The sequence below is a fragment of the Pseudomonas sp. CFBP 8758 genome (assembly GCF_014841725.1).
Taxonomy (GTDB): Bacteria; Pseudomonadota; Gammaproteobacteria; order Pseudomonadales; family Pseudomonadaceae; genus Aquipseudomonas; species Aquipseudomonas baltica.
In genome coordinates this window covers 504,533-519,787 of the sequence record NZ_JACYUK010000004.1, presented here as the reverse complement: position 1 = coordinate 519,787, position 15,255 = coordinate 504,533, and the positions used below count along the sequence as shown (strand labels likewise).

At 57.6% G+C, this 15,255-nt stretch carries 12 protein-coding genes and 4 tRNA genes; all 16 read left to right on the top strand.

Annotation, left to right across the window (positions count from 1 at the left end):
* The first annotated feature begins 161 nt into the window (after positions 1–161).
* A complete protein-coding gene (gene birA, locus IFT75_RS11895; RefSeq protein ID WP_192054917.1) occupies positions 162–1,151 on the top strand; it encodes a bifunctional biotin--[acetyl-CoA-carboxylase] ligase/biotin operon repressor BirA in 990 nt (329 codons plus the stop codon).
* Positions 1,152–1,153: 2 nt separating this feature from the next.
* On the top strand, positions 1,154–1,318 hold the full coding sequence (locus IFT75_RS11890; protein ID WP_185795443.1) for a hypothetical protein: 165 nt from the start codon (positions 1,154–1,156) through the stop codon (positions 1,316–1,318).
* 288 nt (positions 1,319–1,606) lie between these two features.
* Positions 1,607–1,691, top strand: a tRNA-Tyr gene (locus IFT75_RS11885).
* A 24-nt stretch (positions 1,692–1,715) separates the two neighbouring features.
* Positions 1,716–1,789, top strand: a tRNA-Gly gene (locus IFT75_RS11880).
* A gap of 26 nt (positions 1,790–1,815) precedes the next feature.
* Positions 1,816–1,891 (top strand) — tRNA-Thr (locus tag IFT75_RS11875).
* A gap of 209 nt (positions 1,892–2,100) precedes the next feature.
* Positions 2,101–2,176, top strand: a tRNA-Trp gene (locus tag IFT75_RS11870).
* A 45-nt stretch (positions 2,177–2,221) separates the two neighbouring features.
* The gene (gene secE, locus IFT75_RS11865) at positions 2,222–2,590 is read left to right on the top strand and encodes a preprotein translocase subunit SecE (RefSeq protein WP_122475668.1); all 369 of its coding nucleotides are present in this window, start codon (positions 2,222–2,224) and stop codon (positions 2,588–2,590) included.
* Between the two features lie 9 nt (positions 2,591–2,599).
* The gene (gene nusG / locus IFT75_RS11860) at positions 2,600–3,133 is read left to right on the top strand and encodes a transcription termination/antitermination protein NusG (protein WP_010443972.1); all 534 of its coding nucleotides are present in this window, start codon (positions 2,600–2,602) and stop codon (positions 3,131–3,133) included.
* A gap of 115 nt (positions 3,134–3,248) precedes the next feature.
* A complete protein-coding gene (gene rplK, locus IFT75_RS11855) occupies positions 3,249–3,680 on the top strand; it encodes a 50S ribosomal protein L11 (protein ID WP_043192510.1) in 432 nt (143 codons plus the stop codon).
* A complete protein-coding gene (rplA, locus tag IFT75_RS11850) occupies positions 3,680–4,375 on the top strand; it encodes a 50S ribosomal protein L1 (RefSeq protein WP_043192511.1) in 696 nt (231 codons plus the stop codon). Before rplK ends, rplA begins: the two co-directional genes overlap by 1 nt.
* Before the next feature lie 203 nt (positions 4,376–4,578).
* Positions 4,579–5,079, top strand: a complete 501-nt coding sequence (gene rplJ / locus IFT75_RS11845; protein ID WP_122475664.1) for a 50S ribosomal protein L10 — start codon at positions 4,579–4,581, stop codon at positions 5,077–5,079.
* Positions 5,080–5,157: 78 nt separating this feature from the next.
* Positions 5,158–5,523: a 50S ribosomal protein L7/L12 gene (rplL, locus tag IFT75_RS11840; protein WP_122475662.1), complete on the top strand. Its 366-nt coding sequence runs from the start codon at positions 5,158–5,160 to the stop codon at positions 5,521–5,523.
* A gap of 216 nt (positions 5,524–5,739) precedes the next feature.
* Positions 5,740–9,813, top strand: a complete 4,074-nt coding sequence (gene rpoB, locus IFT75_RS11835) for a DNA-directed RNA polymerase subunit beta (protein ID WP_122475660.1) — start codon at positions 5,740–5,742, stop codon at positions 9,811–9,813.
* Positions 9,814–9,877: 64 nt separating this feature from the next.
* Positions 9,878–14,077 carry a DNA-directed RNA polymerase subunit beta' gene (gene rpoC, locus IFT75_RS11830; protein WP_122475658.1) on the top strand — a complete coding sequence of 1,400 codons (4,200 nt, stop codon included), beginning with the start codon at positions 9,878–9,880 and terminating at the stop codon, positions 14,075–14,077.
* A gap of 219 nt (positions 14,078–14,296) precedes the next feature.
* Positions 14,297–14,668 carry a 30S ribosomal protein S12 gene (gene rpsL / locus IFT75_RS11825; protein WP_003186084.1) on the top strand — a complete coding sequence of 124 codons (372 nt, stop codon included), beginning with the start codon at positions 14,297–14,299 and terminating at the stop codon, positions 14,666–14,668.
* Positions 14,669–14,766: 98 nt separating this feature from the next.
* Positions 14,767–15,237 carry a 30S ribosomal protein S7 gene (gene rpsG, locus IFT75_RS11820; protein ID WP_010490886.1) on the top strand — a complete coding sequence of 157 codons (471 nt, stop codon included), beginning with the start codon at positions 14,767–14,769 and terminating at the stop codon, positions 15,235–15,237.
* The last annotated feature ends 18 nt before the right edge of the window (positions 15,238–15,255 follow it).

Below are 15,255 nucleotides of genomic sequence, written 5' to 3'. Positions count from 1 at the left end.
CGATGGTAGTGTGGGGTTTCCCCATGTGAGAGTAGGTCATCGTCAAGATTCAATTCCGAAACCCCTATCTGCGTAAGCAGGTAGGGGTTTTGTCTTTTTAGCGTTTCAAATCAGTGTCCGCCATCGCTATCATTGCGCCCTACCGAGACGCCGAGTTCGCTATGTCACCATTGCTGGATCTACTTACAGACGGTCATTTTCACTCTGGCGAAGCGCTGGGCGAGGCTCTGGGGGTCAGCCGCAGTGCTGTGTGGAAGCAGCTGCAGCAGCTGCAAGCCGAACTGGGCATCGATGTGCACAAAGTGCGCGGCAAAGGCTATCGCCTTGCCGATCCTGTTTCTGCGCTCTGCAGCGAGACACTTGCGGCAAGCGCTCCAGCGGGCTGGGAGCTGCGTGTCATGCGTAGCGTCGACTCCACCAATGCCGAAGCATTGCGTGCCGTCGCTGACGGGAGCCAGATGCCGCTCTTGATCGTTGCAGAGCAGCAGACAGCGGGACGGGGCCGGCGGGGTAGGCCTTGGGTAAGTCCCTATGCGCAAAATCTCTACTACAGCCTGGCGCTGCGTATCGAAGGGGGTATGGCTCGCCTGGAAGGCTTGAGCCTGGTGGTGGGGCTTGCCGTGGTCCGAGCGCTGCATGCGCAAGGTGTAGGCGAGGCAAGGCTCAAGTGGCCTAACGACATTCTGGTGGGAGACAAGAAGCTCGCAGGAATACTGCTGGAGCTGGTTGGCGATCCCAGTGATGTATGTCATGTCGTCATCGGTATTGGTATCAATGTGAATATGAGGCAGAACACGGCGGTGGATCGGCCTTGGACTTCCGTACGCCTGCAGCGGATGAGCCTGGTCGATCGCAATGACTTGGTTGCCGAACTCAACGTGCAGCTTCAGAGTCACCTGGAGCGTCACGCACTGTCCGGGTTCGAGCAGTTGCGGGAGGAGTGGGAGGGGCTGCATGCTTGGCAGGGCAGGGCTGTCGTCCTCAGTGCCGGGTTGAAGGCCATTGAAGGCCGGGTGTTGGGAATAGATGGCCAAGGTGGCCTGCGGCTTTCTGTAGGTGGCATGGAACAGGTGTTCAGTGGCGGAGAACTCAGTCTGCGCCTTGTAGGAGACAGCGGGCCTTCCGCAGTTTCCGATCCGAGGGGGGAGTGACGATGCGTTGGCTTGTACTACTGCTGTTGGTCCTCAACGTGTTCTATGCCGGGTGGCACCACCAGGAGCTTCCCGTGCGGCCCAAAGAGTTGGCGCCCCTGTCTACCTACAAGGGTGAGAGGCACCACATCCAGCTGCTGAACGAAAAGCCTGAAACCCAGCGCTGAGCATTCTCAGGGACGCGCTCGGCACGTTTGTCCCGCCAGTGCGGGAGCGATCCTCCCCTGGTGAGTGGTTGTATGTTCGGCCCCAATGAATTCAATGACTTAAAACATAAAATAATCTGATCTGGGGTATTGCCAGGCCCTGATGGTTTGCATAGAATGGCGCCCGCTTCACAGCGATGGTGCGAAAGCCCAGCACTGTGAAACAGCTGTCGATGTAGCTAACCTCAAGATTTTAATGAGAAAAAGCTTGACAGTGAGGTGGCATAGCGTAAAATGCCGCCACGTTAAGGAGGGGTTCCCGAGCGGCCAAAGGGATCAGACTGTAAATCTGACGTCTACGACTTCGAAGGTTCGAATCCTTCTCCCTCCACCATTTTTAGCGTGAGCTGCAAGCTCCGCGGGTATAGTTTAGTGGTAGAACCTCAGCCTTCCAAGCTGATGATGCGGGTTCGATTCCCGCTACCCGCTCCAAGTTTGCTGTTTGTGCATGGTTTCAAGCTCTTGTAGCTCAGTTGGTAGAGCACACCCTTGGTAAGGGTGAGGTCAGCGGTTCAAATCCGCTCAAGAGCTCCATTTTTGCAAGGCAGATATGAAAATATCTGCCTTTGTTTTAATGGTAGATGTGTGTCGCTCCTGTGGGTGTTGCGCATCTCTGCTGTTGGCATCTTGGGTTGTGAGGTCTGTGCCAGGGGTGATTGATGTGTCCTTGTGCAACATGGCAGTCCAATCAGGTGTTGAAATAGCTTTCCCGGGTCGGCATAATGTTCGGCCTGATTTGTTTTAGGTCAGTAGCTCAATTGGCAGAGCGACGGTCTCCAAAACCGTAGGTTGGGGGTTCGATTCCCTCCTGACCTGCCAGATTCACTTGGTGTGTCTGGCTTTCTTTTCACAGGATCCTCCTAGATGACTCCCAAGGCTGAAGCCCCAGAATCTCGTTTCGATCTGCTGAAGTGGCTCGTTGTTATCGCTTTGGTTGTGGTTGGCGTGGTTGGTAATCAGTACTACTCCGCGTCGCCGATCCTGTATCGGGTGCTTGCGCTTCTCGCTATTGCCGCTGTGGCCGCCTATGTGGCGCTGCAGACTGCCAAAGGCAAGTCGTTCTTCATCCTGGCTAAGGAAGCACGCACCGAAATACGTAAAGTCGTTTGGCCGACTCGCCAAGAGACCACACAGACCACGCTGATCGTAGTAGCGGTCGTTCTGGTCATGGCGTTGCTGTTGTGGGGGCTCGATTCCCTGCTCGGCTGGCTTGTTTCCTTGATTGTTGGCTAAGGGTGTCCCGTGGCTAAGCGTTGGTACGTTGTGCATGCTTACTCGGGTTACGAGAAGCATGTTATGCGCTCTTTGATCGAGCGTGTAAAGCTGGCTGGTATGGAAGACGGTTTTGGCGAAATTCTCGTCCCCACTGAAGAAGTGGTCGAGATGCGAAATGGCCAAAAGCGTAAAAGCGAACGCAAGTTCTTTCCAGGCTATGTGCTGGTGCAGATGGACATGAACGAAGGTACTTGGCACTTGGTCAAGGACACGCCTCGGGTCATGGGTTTCATCGGCGGCACGGCAGACAAGCCTGCTCCGATTACCGACAAGGAAGCTGAAGCTATCCTGCGTCGCGTCGCTGACGGTAGCGACAAGCCCAAGCCAAAGACGCTGTTCGAGCCGGGCGAAGTCGTTCGTGTGACCGATGGTCCTTTCGCGGATTTCAACGGCACCGTCGAAGAAGTCAATTACGAAAAGAGCCGGATCCAGGTCGCGGTGCTCATTTTCGGTCGCTCTACTCCGGTAGAGCTCGAGTTCAGTCAGGTCGAAAAGGTCTGATTGGAAACGGATCCCATACCCCGCAGGCGTAAGCTGCGGGGTTTTGTCGTCACTGGGATAAAACGCAAGCAACTGGGGAGCCGAAAGGCGCTCGTACCCAATAGTGGAGTAGCTCATGGCTAAGAAAATCACGGCTTACATCAAGCTGCAAGTAAAGGCCGGCCAGGCCAACCCTAGCCCGCCCGTCGGCCCGGCTCTGGGCCAGCATGGCGTGAACATCATGGAATTCTGCAAGGCCTTCAACGCCCGTACCCAGGGCCAAGAAGCCGGCTTGCCGACTCCTGTAATCATCACTGTCTACAGTGACCGCAGCTTCACCTTCGAGACCAAAAGCACCCCTGCTTCGGTACTGCTGAAGAAAGCAGCCGGCCTGACCAGCGGCTCGGCTCGTCCGAACACCGTTAAAGTCGGTACCGTGACTCGCGCTCAGCTCGAAGACATCGCAAAAGCCAAGAATGCGGACCTGACTGCCGCTGACATGGAAGCAGCCGTGCGTACCATCGCCGGTTCTGCTCGCTCCATGGGCCTCAACGTGGAGGGTGTGTAATGGCTAAGCTGACCAAGCGCCAAAAAGCTATTGCTTCCAAGATCGAAGCAGGCAAGTTGTACAACTTCGAAGACGCAGCTGCGCTGCTGACCGAACTGTCCACCGTCAAGTTCAGCGAGTCCGTTGACGTGGCCGTTAACCTGGGCGTTGACCCACGTAAATCCGACCAGGTCGTACGTAGCGCTACTGTGCTGCCGCACGGCACTGGCAAGACCGTACGGGTTGCCGTGTTCACCCAGGGTCCAGCTGCCGAAGCGGCTCTGGCTGCCGGCGCAGACCGCGTAGGCATGGACGACCTGGCTGCCGAAATGAAAGGCGGCGACCTGAACTATGACGTCGTCATCGCATCCCCGGATGCCATGCGCGTTGTTGGTCAATTGGGTCAGATCCTCGGTCCACGTGGCCTGATGCCTAACCCGAAAGTCGGTACCGTGACGCCAGACGTCGCCAACGCCGTCAAGAATGCCAAGGCTGGTCAGGTTCGCTACCGCACCGACAAGAACGGCATCATCCACACTTCCGTTGGCAAGGTCGGTTTCGACGCCGTCAAGCTGAAGGAAAACGTTGAAGCCCTGATCGCTGATCTGAAGCGCATCAAGCCGGCTTCCTCGAAAGGCATCTACGTCAAGCGCGTCACCCTGAGCACCACCATGGGCCCAGGTCTGGTCATCGACCAAGGCTCGCTGGACGCGTAAGACTTTGCCGGTGGCGCGGGTGACCGTGCCATTGGCTGAAAAATTGGGGTCCCTGCCTGGCGGGGGCTATCCAAGACCGTAGGCGGCGCAAGCCTTAAACCTCAAGCCTACGCAGATGGTGCTCCCGGTTCCTTACCGAATCAGACACCAAAACGACATCCGGCTTCGGCCAGATGAAACGGTAACAAGCAGGAGTTAAACCCGTGGCAATTAATCTCGAAGACAAGAAGGCCATCGTCGCTGAAGTCAACGAGGCTGCCAAAGCTGCTCTGTCCGCTGTCGTGGCTGATGCCCGTGGTGTGACAGTAGGCGCTATGACCGGACTCCGTAAAGAGGCTCGTGAAGCTGGCGTATACGTACGTGTCGTACGTAACACTCTGCTCAAGCGCGCTGTTGCCGACACTGAATACAGTGTCCTCAACGACGTGTTCACCGGCCCGACCCTGATCGCATTCTCTACCGAACACCCGGGTGCTGCTGCTCGCTTGTTCAAGGAATTCGCCAAGGGTCAGGACAAGTTCGAGATCAAGGCAGCTGCGTTCGAGGGCAAGTTCCTCGCAGCTAACCAAATCGACGTACTGGCAACACTGCCGACCCGTAACGAAGCCATTTCGCAGCTGATGAGCGTGATTCAAGGCGCTACCAGCAAGCTGGCTCGTACTCTGGCCGCAGTTCGCGAGCAAAAAGAAGCTGCTGCAGCCTGAGGCTGAGCATTTTCTCTCGCGCTTTTTTGTTTATTTCGATGGCCGTGTAGGCCGTCCCCCAATTCAGGAAATACAGCAATGTCTATCTCCCAAGACGATATCCTCAACGCCGTAGCTGAAATGTCGGTTCTGCAGGTTGTTGAGCTGATCAAAGCTTTCGAAGAAAAATTCGGCGTTTCTGCTGCCGCTGCTTCTGCTGGCCCAGCTGCTGCTGCAGTTGTTGCTGAAGAGCAAACCGAATTCAACGTCATGCTGCTGGAAGCTGGCGAGAAGAAAGTAAACGTGATCAAGGCAGTTCGTGAACTGACCGGTCTGGGCCTGAAAGAAGCCAAGGCTGTAGTTGACGGCGCTCCTGCCATGGTTCTGGAAGCTGTTGCCAAAGACGCAGCCGACAAAGCCAAAGCAACGCTGGAAGAAGCAGGCGCCAAAGTCGAGCTGAAGTAAGCATCGACCTTGCGTCTCCAGCCCGAGCGTCAAGCGAAAGGCTGATGGCTGGTGGCTCATGCCACCGGCCTTTTTCCGTTACTGGCAGTCGATCAGGTCGACGCCGGCAACGCGCTGTAACCACCCAAGGGTGGCGCAAACCACGGGGTTTGCACGATTTTCTGGCTGCTCCCGTCGGGAGAAGCCACAAGCAGGTGACCAAGCTGGGGAACGCTGATGGCTTACTCATATACTGAGAAAAAACGTATCCGCAAGGACTTTAGCAAGTTGCCGGACGTCATGGACGTACCGTACCTCTTGGCTATCCAGCTGGATTCGTATCGCGAATTCTTGCAGGCGGGCGCGACCAAGGACCAGTTCCGTGATGTCGGTCTGCATGCGGCCTTCAAATCCGTTTTCCCGATCATCAGCTACTCCGGCAACGCTGCTCTGGAGTACGTTGGTTATCGTCTGGGCGAACCGGCCTTTGACGTCAAAGAGTGCGTACTGCGTGGCGTGACCTACGCTGTGCCGCTGCGCGTGAAAGTGCGCCTGATCATTTTCGACAAAGAATCGTCGAACAAAGCGATCAAGGACATCAAGGAGCAGGAAGTCTACATGGGGGAAATCCCCCTGATGACCGAGAACGGTACCTTCGTAATCAACGGTACCGAGCGCGTCATCGTTTCCCAGCTGCACCGTTCGCCGGGTGTGTTCTTCGACCACGACCGTGGCAAGACGCACAGCTCGGGCAAGCTGCTCTATTCGGCCCGTATCATTCCTTACCGTGGCTCCTGGCTGGACTTCGAGTTCGATCCGAAAGACTGTGTATTCGTCCGGATCGACCGTCGTCGCAAGCTGCCTGCCTCGGTATTGCTGCGCGCTCTGGGCTACAGCACCGAGCAAGTCCTCGATGCGTTCTACACCACCAACGTATTCCACGTGCAGGGCGAAGTGCTCAGCCTGGAACTGGTGCCCCAGCGCCTGCGTGGTGAAATTGCCGTTCTCGATATCCTCGATGAGAAAGGCAAGGTGATTGTCGAGCAAGGCCGTCGCATCACGGCTCGACACATCAACCAGATCGAAAAAGCCAACATCAAGCAGTTGGAAGTGCCGCTGGACTACGTTCTGGGTCGCACCACGGCCAAGGCCATCGTGCACCCGGCGACTGGCGAGATCCTGTGCGAGTGCAACACCGAACTGACCACCGACCTGCTGCTCAAGATCGCCAAGGCGCAGGTCGTTCGCATCGAGACGTTGTATACCAACGATATCGACTGTGGTCCGTTCATCTCCGACACCTTGAAGATCGACTCCACCGGCAATCAGCTTGAAGCGCTGGTAGAAATCTACCGCATGATGCGTCCAGGCGAGCCTCCAACCAAGGATGCCGCCGAGACCCTGTTCAACAACCTGTTCTTCAGCCCCGAGCGCTACGACCTGTCTGCGGTCGGCCGGATGAAGTTCAACCGTCGTATCGGTCGTACCGAGATCGAAGGTTCGGGTGTTCTGAGCAAGGAAGACATCGTTGCCGTATTGAAGACCCTGGTCGACATCCGCAACGGCAAGGGCATCGTCGACGACATCGACCACCTGGGTAACCGTCGTGTTCGCTGCGTCGGCGAGATGGCCGAGAACCAGTTCCGTGTAGGCCTGGTACGCGTCGAGCGTGCGGTCAAGGAACGCCTGTCGATGGCCGAAAGCGAAGGCTTGATGCCGCAGGACCTGATCAACGCCAAGCCTGTTGCTGCCGCGGTGAAAGAGTTCTTCGGTTCCAGCCAGCTGTCGCAGTTCATGGACCAGAACAACCCGCTGTCCGAGATCACCCACAAACGTCGTGTCTCCGCACTCGGCCCTGGTGGTTTGACTCGCGAGCGTGCCGGCTTCGAAGTGCGCGACGTTCACCCGACGCACTACGGTCGCGTGTGCCCAATCGAAACGCCGGAAGGTCCGAACATCGGCTTGATCAACTCCCTGGCGGCCTATGCGCGCACCAACCAGTACGGCTTCCTGGAAAGCCCGTACCGTGTGGTGAAGGACGCTCTGGTCACCGACGAGATCGTTTTCCTGTCCGCCATCGAAGAAGCCGATCACGTGATCGCTCAGGCCTCGGCCACGATGAACGACAAGAAAGTCCTGATCGACGAGCTGGTTGCAGTGCGTCACTTGAACGAATTCACCGTCAAGGCGCCGGAAGACGTCACCCTGATGGACGTTTCGCCCAAGCAGGTTGTTTCGGTAGCAGCATCGCTGATCCCGTTCCTCGAGCACGACGACGCCAACCGTGCGTTGATGGGCTCGAACATGCAGCGTCAGGCTGTACCGACCCTGCGTGCCGACAAGCCGCTGGTAGGTACCGGCATGGAACGCAACGTTGCCCGTGACTCCGGCGTTTGCGTCGTGGCTCGTCGTGGTGGCGTGATCGACTCCGTCGATGCCAGCCGTATCGTGGTCCGGGTTGCCGATGACGAAGTCGAGACTGGCGAAGCCGGTGTCGACATCTACAACCTGACCAAGTACACCCGCTCGAACCAGAACACCTGCATCAACCAGCGTCCGCTGGTGAACAAGGGTGACGTGGTTCAGCGCAGCGACATCATGGCTGACGGTCCGTCCACCGACATGGGTGAACTGGCGCTGGGTCAGAACATGCGCATCGCGTTCATGGCGTGGAACGGCTTCAACTTCGAAGACTCCATCTGCCTGTCCGAGCGTGTGGTTCAGGAAGATCGCTTCACCACGATCCACATCCAGGAACTGACCTGTGTGGCCCGTGACACCAAGCTTGGCCCAGAGGAAATCACTGCCGACATCCCGAACGTGGGTGAAGCGGCGCTGAACAAGCTGGACGAAGCCGGTATCGTTTACGTAGGTGCCGAAGTCGGCGCCGGCGACATCCTGGTCGGCAAGGTCACTCCGAAAGGCGAGACCCAACTGACTCCGGAAGAAAAACTGCTGCGTGCGATCTTCGGCGAGAAGGCCAGCGACGTTAAGGACACCTCCCTGCGCGTGCCTACCGGCACCAAGGGTACCGTCATCGACGTACAGGTCTTCACCCGTGACGGCGTCGAGCGTGATGCTCGTGCACTGTCGATCGAGAAGAGCCAGCTGGACGAAATCCGCAAGGACCTGAACGAAGAGTTCCGCATCGTCGAAGGCGCGACCTTCGAACGTCTGCGCTCGGCCCTGATGGGTCAGATCGTCGAAGGCGGCGCTGGCCTGAAGAAAGGTACCGAGGTCACCCACGAGGTCCTCGACGGCCTGGAACACGGTCAGTGGTTCAAGCTGCGCATGGCCGAAGACGCGCTCAACGAGCAGCTCGAGAAGGCTCAGGCCTATATCGTCGATCGCCGCCGTCTGCTGGACGACAAGTTCGAAGACAAGAAGCGCAAGCTGCAGCAAGGCGATGACCTGGCTCCAGGCGTGCTGAAGATCGTCAAGGTCTACCTGGCCATCCGCCGTCGCATCCAGCCGGGTGACAAGATGGCCGGTCGTCACGGTAACAAAGGTGTGGTCTCGGTGATCATGCCTGTCGAGGACATGCCGCACGACGCCAACGGTACGCCGGTGGACGTGGTACTCAACCCTCTGGGTGTACCATCGCGCATGAACGTTGGTCAGATTCTCGAAACCCACCTGGGCCTCGCGGCCAAGGGCCTGGGCGAGAAGATCAACACCATGCTCGAAGAGCAGCGTAAGGTAGCTGATCTGCGCAAGTTCCTGACCGAGATCTACAACGAGATCGGTGGCCGTCAAGAGCAGCTGGAAACCTTCTCCGACCAGGAAATCCTGGACCTGGCGAAGAACCTCAAGGGCGGCGTTCCAATGGCCACCCCGGTGTTCGACGGTGCCAAGGAAAGCGAAATCAAGGCCATGCTGAAACTGGCCGACATGCCGGAAAGCGGCCAGATGCAGCTGTTCGATGGTCGTACCGGCAACAAGTTCGAGCGTCCGGTCACCGTTGGCTACATGTACATGCTGAAGCTGAATCACTTGGTGGACGACAAGATGCACGCGCGTTCCACTGGTTCCTACAGCCTGGTTACCCAGCAGCCGCTGGGTGGCAAGGCGCAGTTCGGTGGTCAGCGTTTCGGGGAGATGGAAGTGTGGGCGCTGGAAGCATACGGCGCGGCATACACCCTGCAAGAAATGCTCACAGTGAAGTCGGACGATGTGAACGGCCGTACCAAGATGTACAAGAACATCGTGGACGGCGATCACCGTATGGAGCCGGGCATGCCCGAGTCCTTCAACGTGCTGATCAAAGAGATTCGTTCTCTGGGTATCGACATCGATCTGGAAACCGAATAACACGTGACGCGAATCGGGAGTGGGCGGCTACCGTCCACTCCCTGCTCCGCCAGGAGGAAAGGCCTTGAAAGACCTACTGAATTTGCTGAAAAACCAGGGTCAAGTCGAAGAGTTCGATGCGATCCGTATCGGCCTCGCGTCGCCTGAAATGATCCGTTCGTGGTCTTTCGGTGAAGTTAAAAAGCCGGAAACCATCAACTACCGTACGTTCAAGCCCGAGCGTGACGGCTTGTTCTGCGCCAAGATCTTTGGCCCGGTCAAGGACTACGAGTGCCTGTGCGGCAAGTACAAGCGCTTGAAGCACCGTGGCGTGATCTGCGAGAAGTGCGGCGTCGAAGTTGCACTGGCCAAGGTTCGCCGCGAGCGCATGGCTCACATCGAACTGGCTTCGCCAGTCGCCCACATCTGGTTCCTGAAGTCGCTGCCGTCCCGTATCGGCCTGCTGATGGACATGACCCTGCGTGATATCGAGCGCGTTCTCTACTTCGAGAGCTATGTCGTTATCGACCCGGGCATGACCACCCTTGAAAAGGGCCAGCTGCTGAACGACGAGCAGTACTTCGAAGCACTCGAAGAGTTCGGCGACGATTTCGATGCCCGCATGGGTGCCGAAGCCGTTCGTGAACTGCTGCACGCCATTGACCTGGAACACGAGATTGGCCGCCTGCGCGAAGAGATTCCGCAGACCAACTCGGAAACCAAGATCAAGAAGCTGTCCAAGCGCCTGAAGTTGATGGAGGCCTTCCAGGGCTCCGGCAACCTGCCTGAGTGGATGGTGTTGACCGTTCTGCCGGTTCTGCCGCCAGACCTGCGTCCACTGGTTCCGCTGGATGGCGGTCGCTTTGCGACTTCCGACCTCAACGATCTGTATCGTCGAGTGATCAACCGCAACAACCGTTTGAAGCGCCTGCTGGATCTGTCGGCTCCCGACATCATCGTGCGCAACGAAAAGCGCATGCTGCAGGAAGCTGTGGATGCACTGCTCGACAACGGTCGCCGCGGTCGTGCCATTACCGGTTCGAACAAGCGTCCCCTGAAGTCCCTGGCTGACATGATCAAGGGTAAGCAGGGTCGTTTCCGTCAGAACTTGCTCGGCAAGCGCGTCGACTACTCGGGTCGTTCGGTTATTACCGTGGGCCCGACCCTGCGCCTGCACCAGTGTGGTCTTCCGAAGAAGATGGCTCTGGAACTGTTCAAGCCGTTCATTTTCGGCAAGCTGGAAATGCGTGGTCTGGCGACCACCATCAAGGCCGCCAAGAAGATGGTCGAGCGCGAGCTGCCGGAAGTATGGGACGTTCTTGCCGAAGTGATTCGCGAACACCCCGTGCTGCTCAACCGTGCACCGACCCTTCACCGTCTGGGTATCCAGGCGTTTGAACCGGTACTGATCGAAGGCAAGGCTATCCAGCTGCACCCTCTGGTCTGTGCTGCGTACAACGCCGACTTCGACGGCGACCAGATGGCGGTCCACGTACCGTTGACCCTGGAAGCCCAGCTCGAAGCCCGTGCGCTGATGATGTCGACCAACAACATCCTGTCGCCAGCCAACGGTGAGCCAATCATCGTTCCGTCGCAGGACGTTGTATTGGGTCTGTACTACATGACGCGTGAAGCGATCAACGCCAAAGGCGAAGGTCGTGTGTTCGCGGATCTGCAGGAAGTTGACCGTGTGTTCCGTGCCGGCGAAGCCGCACTGCACGCCAAGGTCAAAGTGCGTATCCACGAAACCGTCAACGACCGTGACGGCGGCAGCGTGAGCAACGTTCGTATTGTCGACACCACTGTCGGCCGTGCCTTGTTGTACCAGGTTGTGCCAAAAGGTCTGTCGTACGATGTCGTCAACCTGCCGATGAAGAAGAAGGCGATCTCCAAGCTGATCAACCAGTGCTACCGCGTGGTTGGTTTGAAAGAGACCGTGATTTTCGCTGACCAGTTGATGTACACCGGTTTTGCCTACTCGACCATTTCCGGCGTTTCCATTGGTGTTAACGACTTCGTTATCCCGGATGAGAAAGCTCGCATCATCGGTACCGCGACCGACGAAGTGAAAGAGATCGAGAGCCAGTATGCTTCCGGCCTGGTAACCCAGGGCGAGAAGTACAACAAGGTGATCGACCTTTGGTCCAAGGCCAACGACGAAGTGTCCAAGGCAATGATGTCGAACCTCTCGAAAGAGAAGGTCATCGATCGTCATGGCAACGAAGTGGACCAGGAATCGTTCAACTCGATGTACATGATGGCTGACTCCGGTGCACGGGGTTCGGCTGCTCAGATTCGCCAGCTGGCCGGTATGCGTGGCCTGATGGCCAAGCCGGACGGCTCGATCATCGAGACGCCGATCACCGCGAACTTCCGTGAAGGCTTGAGCGTACTTCAGTACTTCATCTCGACTCACGGTGCTCGTAAGGGTCTGGCGGATACCGCGTTGAAGACAGCTAACTCCGGTTATCTGACTCGCCGTCTGGTTGACGTTGCACAGGATCTGGTCGTTACCGAAGTCGACTGCGGTACCGAGCACGGTCTGCTGATGACGCCGCACATCGAAGGCGGTGACGTCGTCGAGCCGCTGGGCGAGCGCGTTCTGGGTCGAGTGATCGCCCGCGACGTGTTCAAGCCTGGCACCGACGAGGTGATCGTTCCGGGCGGTACGCTGGTGGACGAAAAGTGGGTTGAATTCATCGAGCTCAACAGTATCGACGAAGTCATCGTGCGTTCGCCGATCAGCTGCGAAACCCGTTACGGTATCTGCGCCAAGTGCTACGGCCGTGATCTGGCTCGCGGTCACCAGGTGAACATCGGTGAAGCGGTCGGCGTTATCGCCGCCCAGTCCATCGGTGAGCCGGGTACCCAGCTGACCATGCGTACGTTCCACATCGGTGGTGCGGCAAGCCGGACCTCGGCTGCCGACAGCGTCCAGGTGAAGAACGGCGGTACTGTCCGCCTGCATAACCTGAAGCACGTCGAGCGTCTGGACGGCAACCTGGTTGCAGTATCGCGTTCGGGTGAGTTGGCGATTGCCGACGAGTTCGGTCGTGAGCGCGAACGTTACAAGCTGCCATACGGTGCAGTGATTTCGGTGAAGGAAGGCGACAAGGTCGACGCTGGCGCTATCGTGGCCAAGTGGGACCCGCACACTCACCCAATCGTCACCGAGATGAAAGGTACCGTGACCTACGTGGGCATGGAAGAAGGCATCACGATCAAGCGTCAAACAGACGAATTGACCGGCCTGACCAACATCGAAGTGCTCGATGCCAAGGACCGTCCAGCTGCGGGCAAGGAAATTCGTCCGGCAGTGAAGATGGTTGGCGTCGATGGCAAGGATCTGCTGTTGCCAGGTACCGACGTACCGGCCCAGTACTTCCTGCCAGCCAATGCCCTAGTCGGCGTGGCGGATGGTGCGCAAGTGGGTGTGGGTGACGTTATCGCCCGTATTCCACAGGAAACTTCGAAGACTCGCGACATCACCGGTGGTCTGCCGCGTGTTGCCGACTTGTTCGAAGCGCGTCGTCCGAAGGAAGCTTCGATCCTGGCGGAAGTCAGCGGCACCATCGCTTTCGGCAAGGAAACCAAAGGCAAGCGCCGCTTGGTTATCACGCCGAACGACGGCACCGATCCGTATGAAGAGCTGATTCCGAAGTGGCGTCACCTGAACGTCTTCGAAGGCGAACAAGTGAACCGCGGCGAAGTTATCTCGGACGGTCCGAGTGACCCGCATGACATCCTGCGCTTGCTGGGTGTGAGTGCGCTGGCCAAGTACATCGTCAACGAGATTCAGGACGTGTACCGTCTGCAGGGCGTGAAGATCAACGACAAGCACATCGAGACGATTCTGCGTCAGATGCTGCGCAAGGTCGAAATCTCCGAGTCCGGCGACAGCAGCTTCATCAAGGGCGACCAGATGGAACTGACCCACGTACTGGGTGAAAACGAGCGTCTGAGTGCGGACGAGAAATTCGTTTCGAAATTCACTCGCGTGCTGCTGGGTATTACCAAGGCGTCGTTGTCCACCGAATCGTTCATATCGGCGGCTTCCTTCCAGGAAACCACTCGAGTGCTGACCGAAGCGGCAGTCACCGGCAAGCGCGATTACCTGCGCGGCCTGAAAGAGAACGTGGTCGTGGGTCGTCTGATCCCGGCTGGTACCGGTCTGGCGTATCACAGCGAGCGCAAGCGTCGCCGTGAACTCGACAAACCGACTCGCGTCAGCGCCAGTGAAGTGGAAGCTGCGTTGACCGAAGCGCTGAACTCAAGCGGTAATTGAGACCAGCGGTAGTGATGACGGGGCCCTGGTAGCCCCTGCCAACTCCGCAACGACACAAAATGTCGCAGCGGAGTTGGCAGGGGAGGCCGGGGCCTTGTCTTGACTGGGGACGAGATCCTCTTTAGACTCTTGTACCCCTAAATTTGGCGGGATTGATTCCTGCCATTTTTGCTTTTCTTGCAAGACAATAGCGTCGCAAGACAACAGTGGAGCTAGTAGATGGCAACTATCAACCAGCTGGTACGTCAGCCGCGCAAGCGTATCGTCGAGAAATCCGACGTACCTGCGCTGCAGAACTGCCCGCAACGTCGTGGTGTGTGCACCCGTGTGTACACCACCACGCCGAAAAAACCTAACTCGGCACTGCGTAAAGTATGCCGTGTGCGCCTGACCAACGGTTTCGAGGTTTCCTCGTACATCGGCGGTGAAGGCCACAACCTGCAAGAGCACAGCGTGGTACTGATCCGCGGCGGTCGTGTAAAAGACTTGCCAGGTGTTCGTTACCACACCGTTCGCGGCTCCCTGGATACCTCCGGCGTCAAAGGTCGTAACCAAGGTCGTTCGAAGTACGGTACCAAGCGTCCGAAGTAATCGGCGTTTGCACACTGCAGTTATCTATTTTTCTGAGTCGATAAGAGTAAGGTCGGGCCTGTCCCGAGCTAACCTGAAGACCGTTTGAGGGCTTATCCATGCCAAGAAGACGCGTAGCAGCCAAGCGCGAAGTGCTTGACGATCCAAAATACGGCAGCCAGATCCTGGCCAAGTTCATGAACCACGTGATGGAAAGCGGCAAGAAAGCCGTTGCCGAGCGTATCGTTTATGGCGCGCTGGACAAGGTTAAAGAACGCAAGAACAGCGACCCCCTGGAAATCTTCGAGAAAGCTCTCGACGCCATCGCTCCGCTGGTCGAAGTGAAGTCGCGCCGTGTAGGCGGTGCTACTTACCAGGTTCCGGTCGAAGTTCGTCCGTCCCGTCGTAACGCCCTGGCAATGCGCTGGCTGGTAGACTTCGCGCGCAAGCGCGGTGAAAAGTCGATGGCTCTGCGCTTGGCCGGCGAACTGCTGGACGCTGCCGAAGGCAAAGGTGCTGCAGTTAAGAAGCGTGAAGACGTTCACCGTATGGCTGAAGCCAACAAAGCGTTCTCGCACTACCGCTTCTAAATTCAGCGTCACTAATTT

Bases quoted from the DNA above. Each gene is read 5' to 3' on its own strand.
- birA (WP_192054917.1), top strand. From the start codon at position 162: ATGTCACCATTGCTGGATCTACTTACAGACGGTCATTTTCACTCTGGC.
- IFT75_RS11890 (WP_185795443.1), top strand. From the start codon at position 1,154: ATGCGTTGGCTTGTACTACTGCTGTTGGTCCTCAACGTGTTCTATGCC.
- secE (WP_122475668.1), top strand. From the start codon at position 2,222: ATGACTCCCAAGGCTGAAGCCCCAGAATCTCGTTTCGATCTGCTGAAG.
- rplK (WP_043192510.1), top strand. From the start codon at position 3,249: ATGGCTAAGAAAATCACGGCTTACATCAAGCTGCAAGTAAAGGCCGGC.
- rplA (WP_043192511.1), top strand. From the start codon at position 3,680: ATGGCTAAGCTGACCAAGCGCCAAAAAGCTATTGCTTCCAAGATCGAA.
- rplL (WP_122475662.1), top strand. From the start codon at position 5,158: ATGTCTATCTCCCAAGACGATATCCTCAACGCCGTAGCTGAAATGTCG.
- rpoB (WP_122475660.1), top strand. From the start codon at position 5,740: ATGGCTTACTCATATACTGAGAAAAAACGTATCCGCAAGGACTTTAGC.
- rpsL (WP_003186084.1), top strand. From the start codon at position 14,297: ATGGCAACTATCAACCAGCTGGTACGTCAGCCGCGCAAGCGTATCGTC.
- rpsG (WP_010490886.1), top strand. From the start codon at position 14,767: ATGCCAAGAAGACGCGTAGCAGCCAAGCGCGAAGTGCTTGACGATCCA.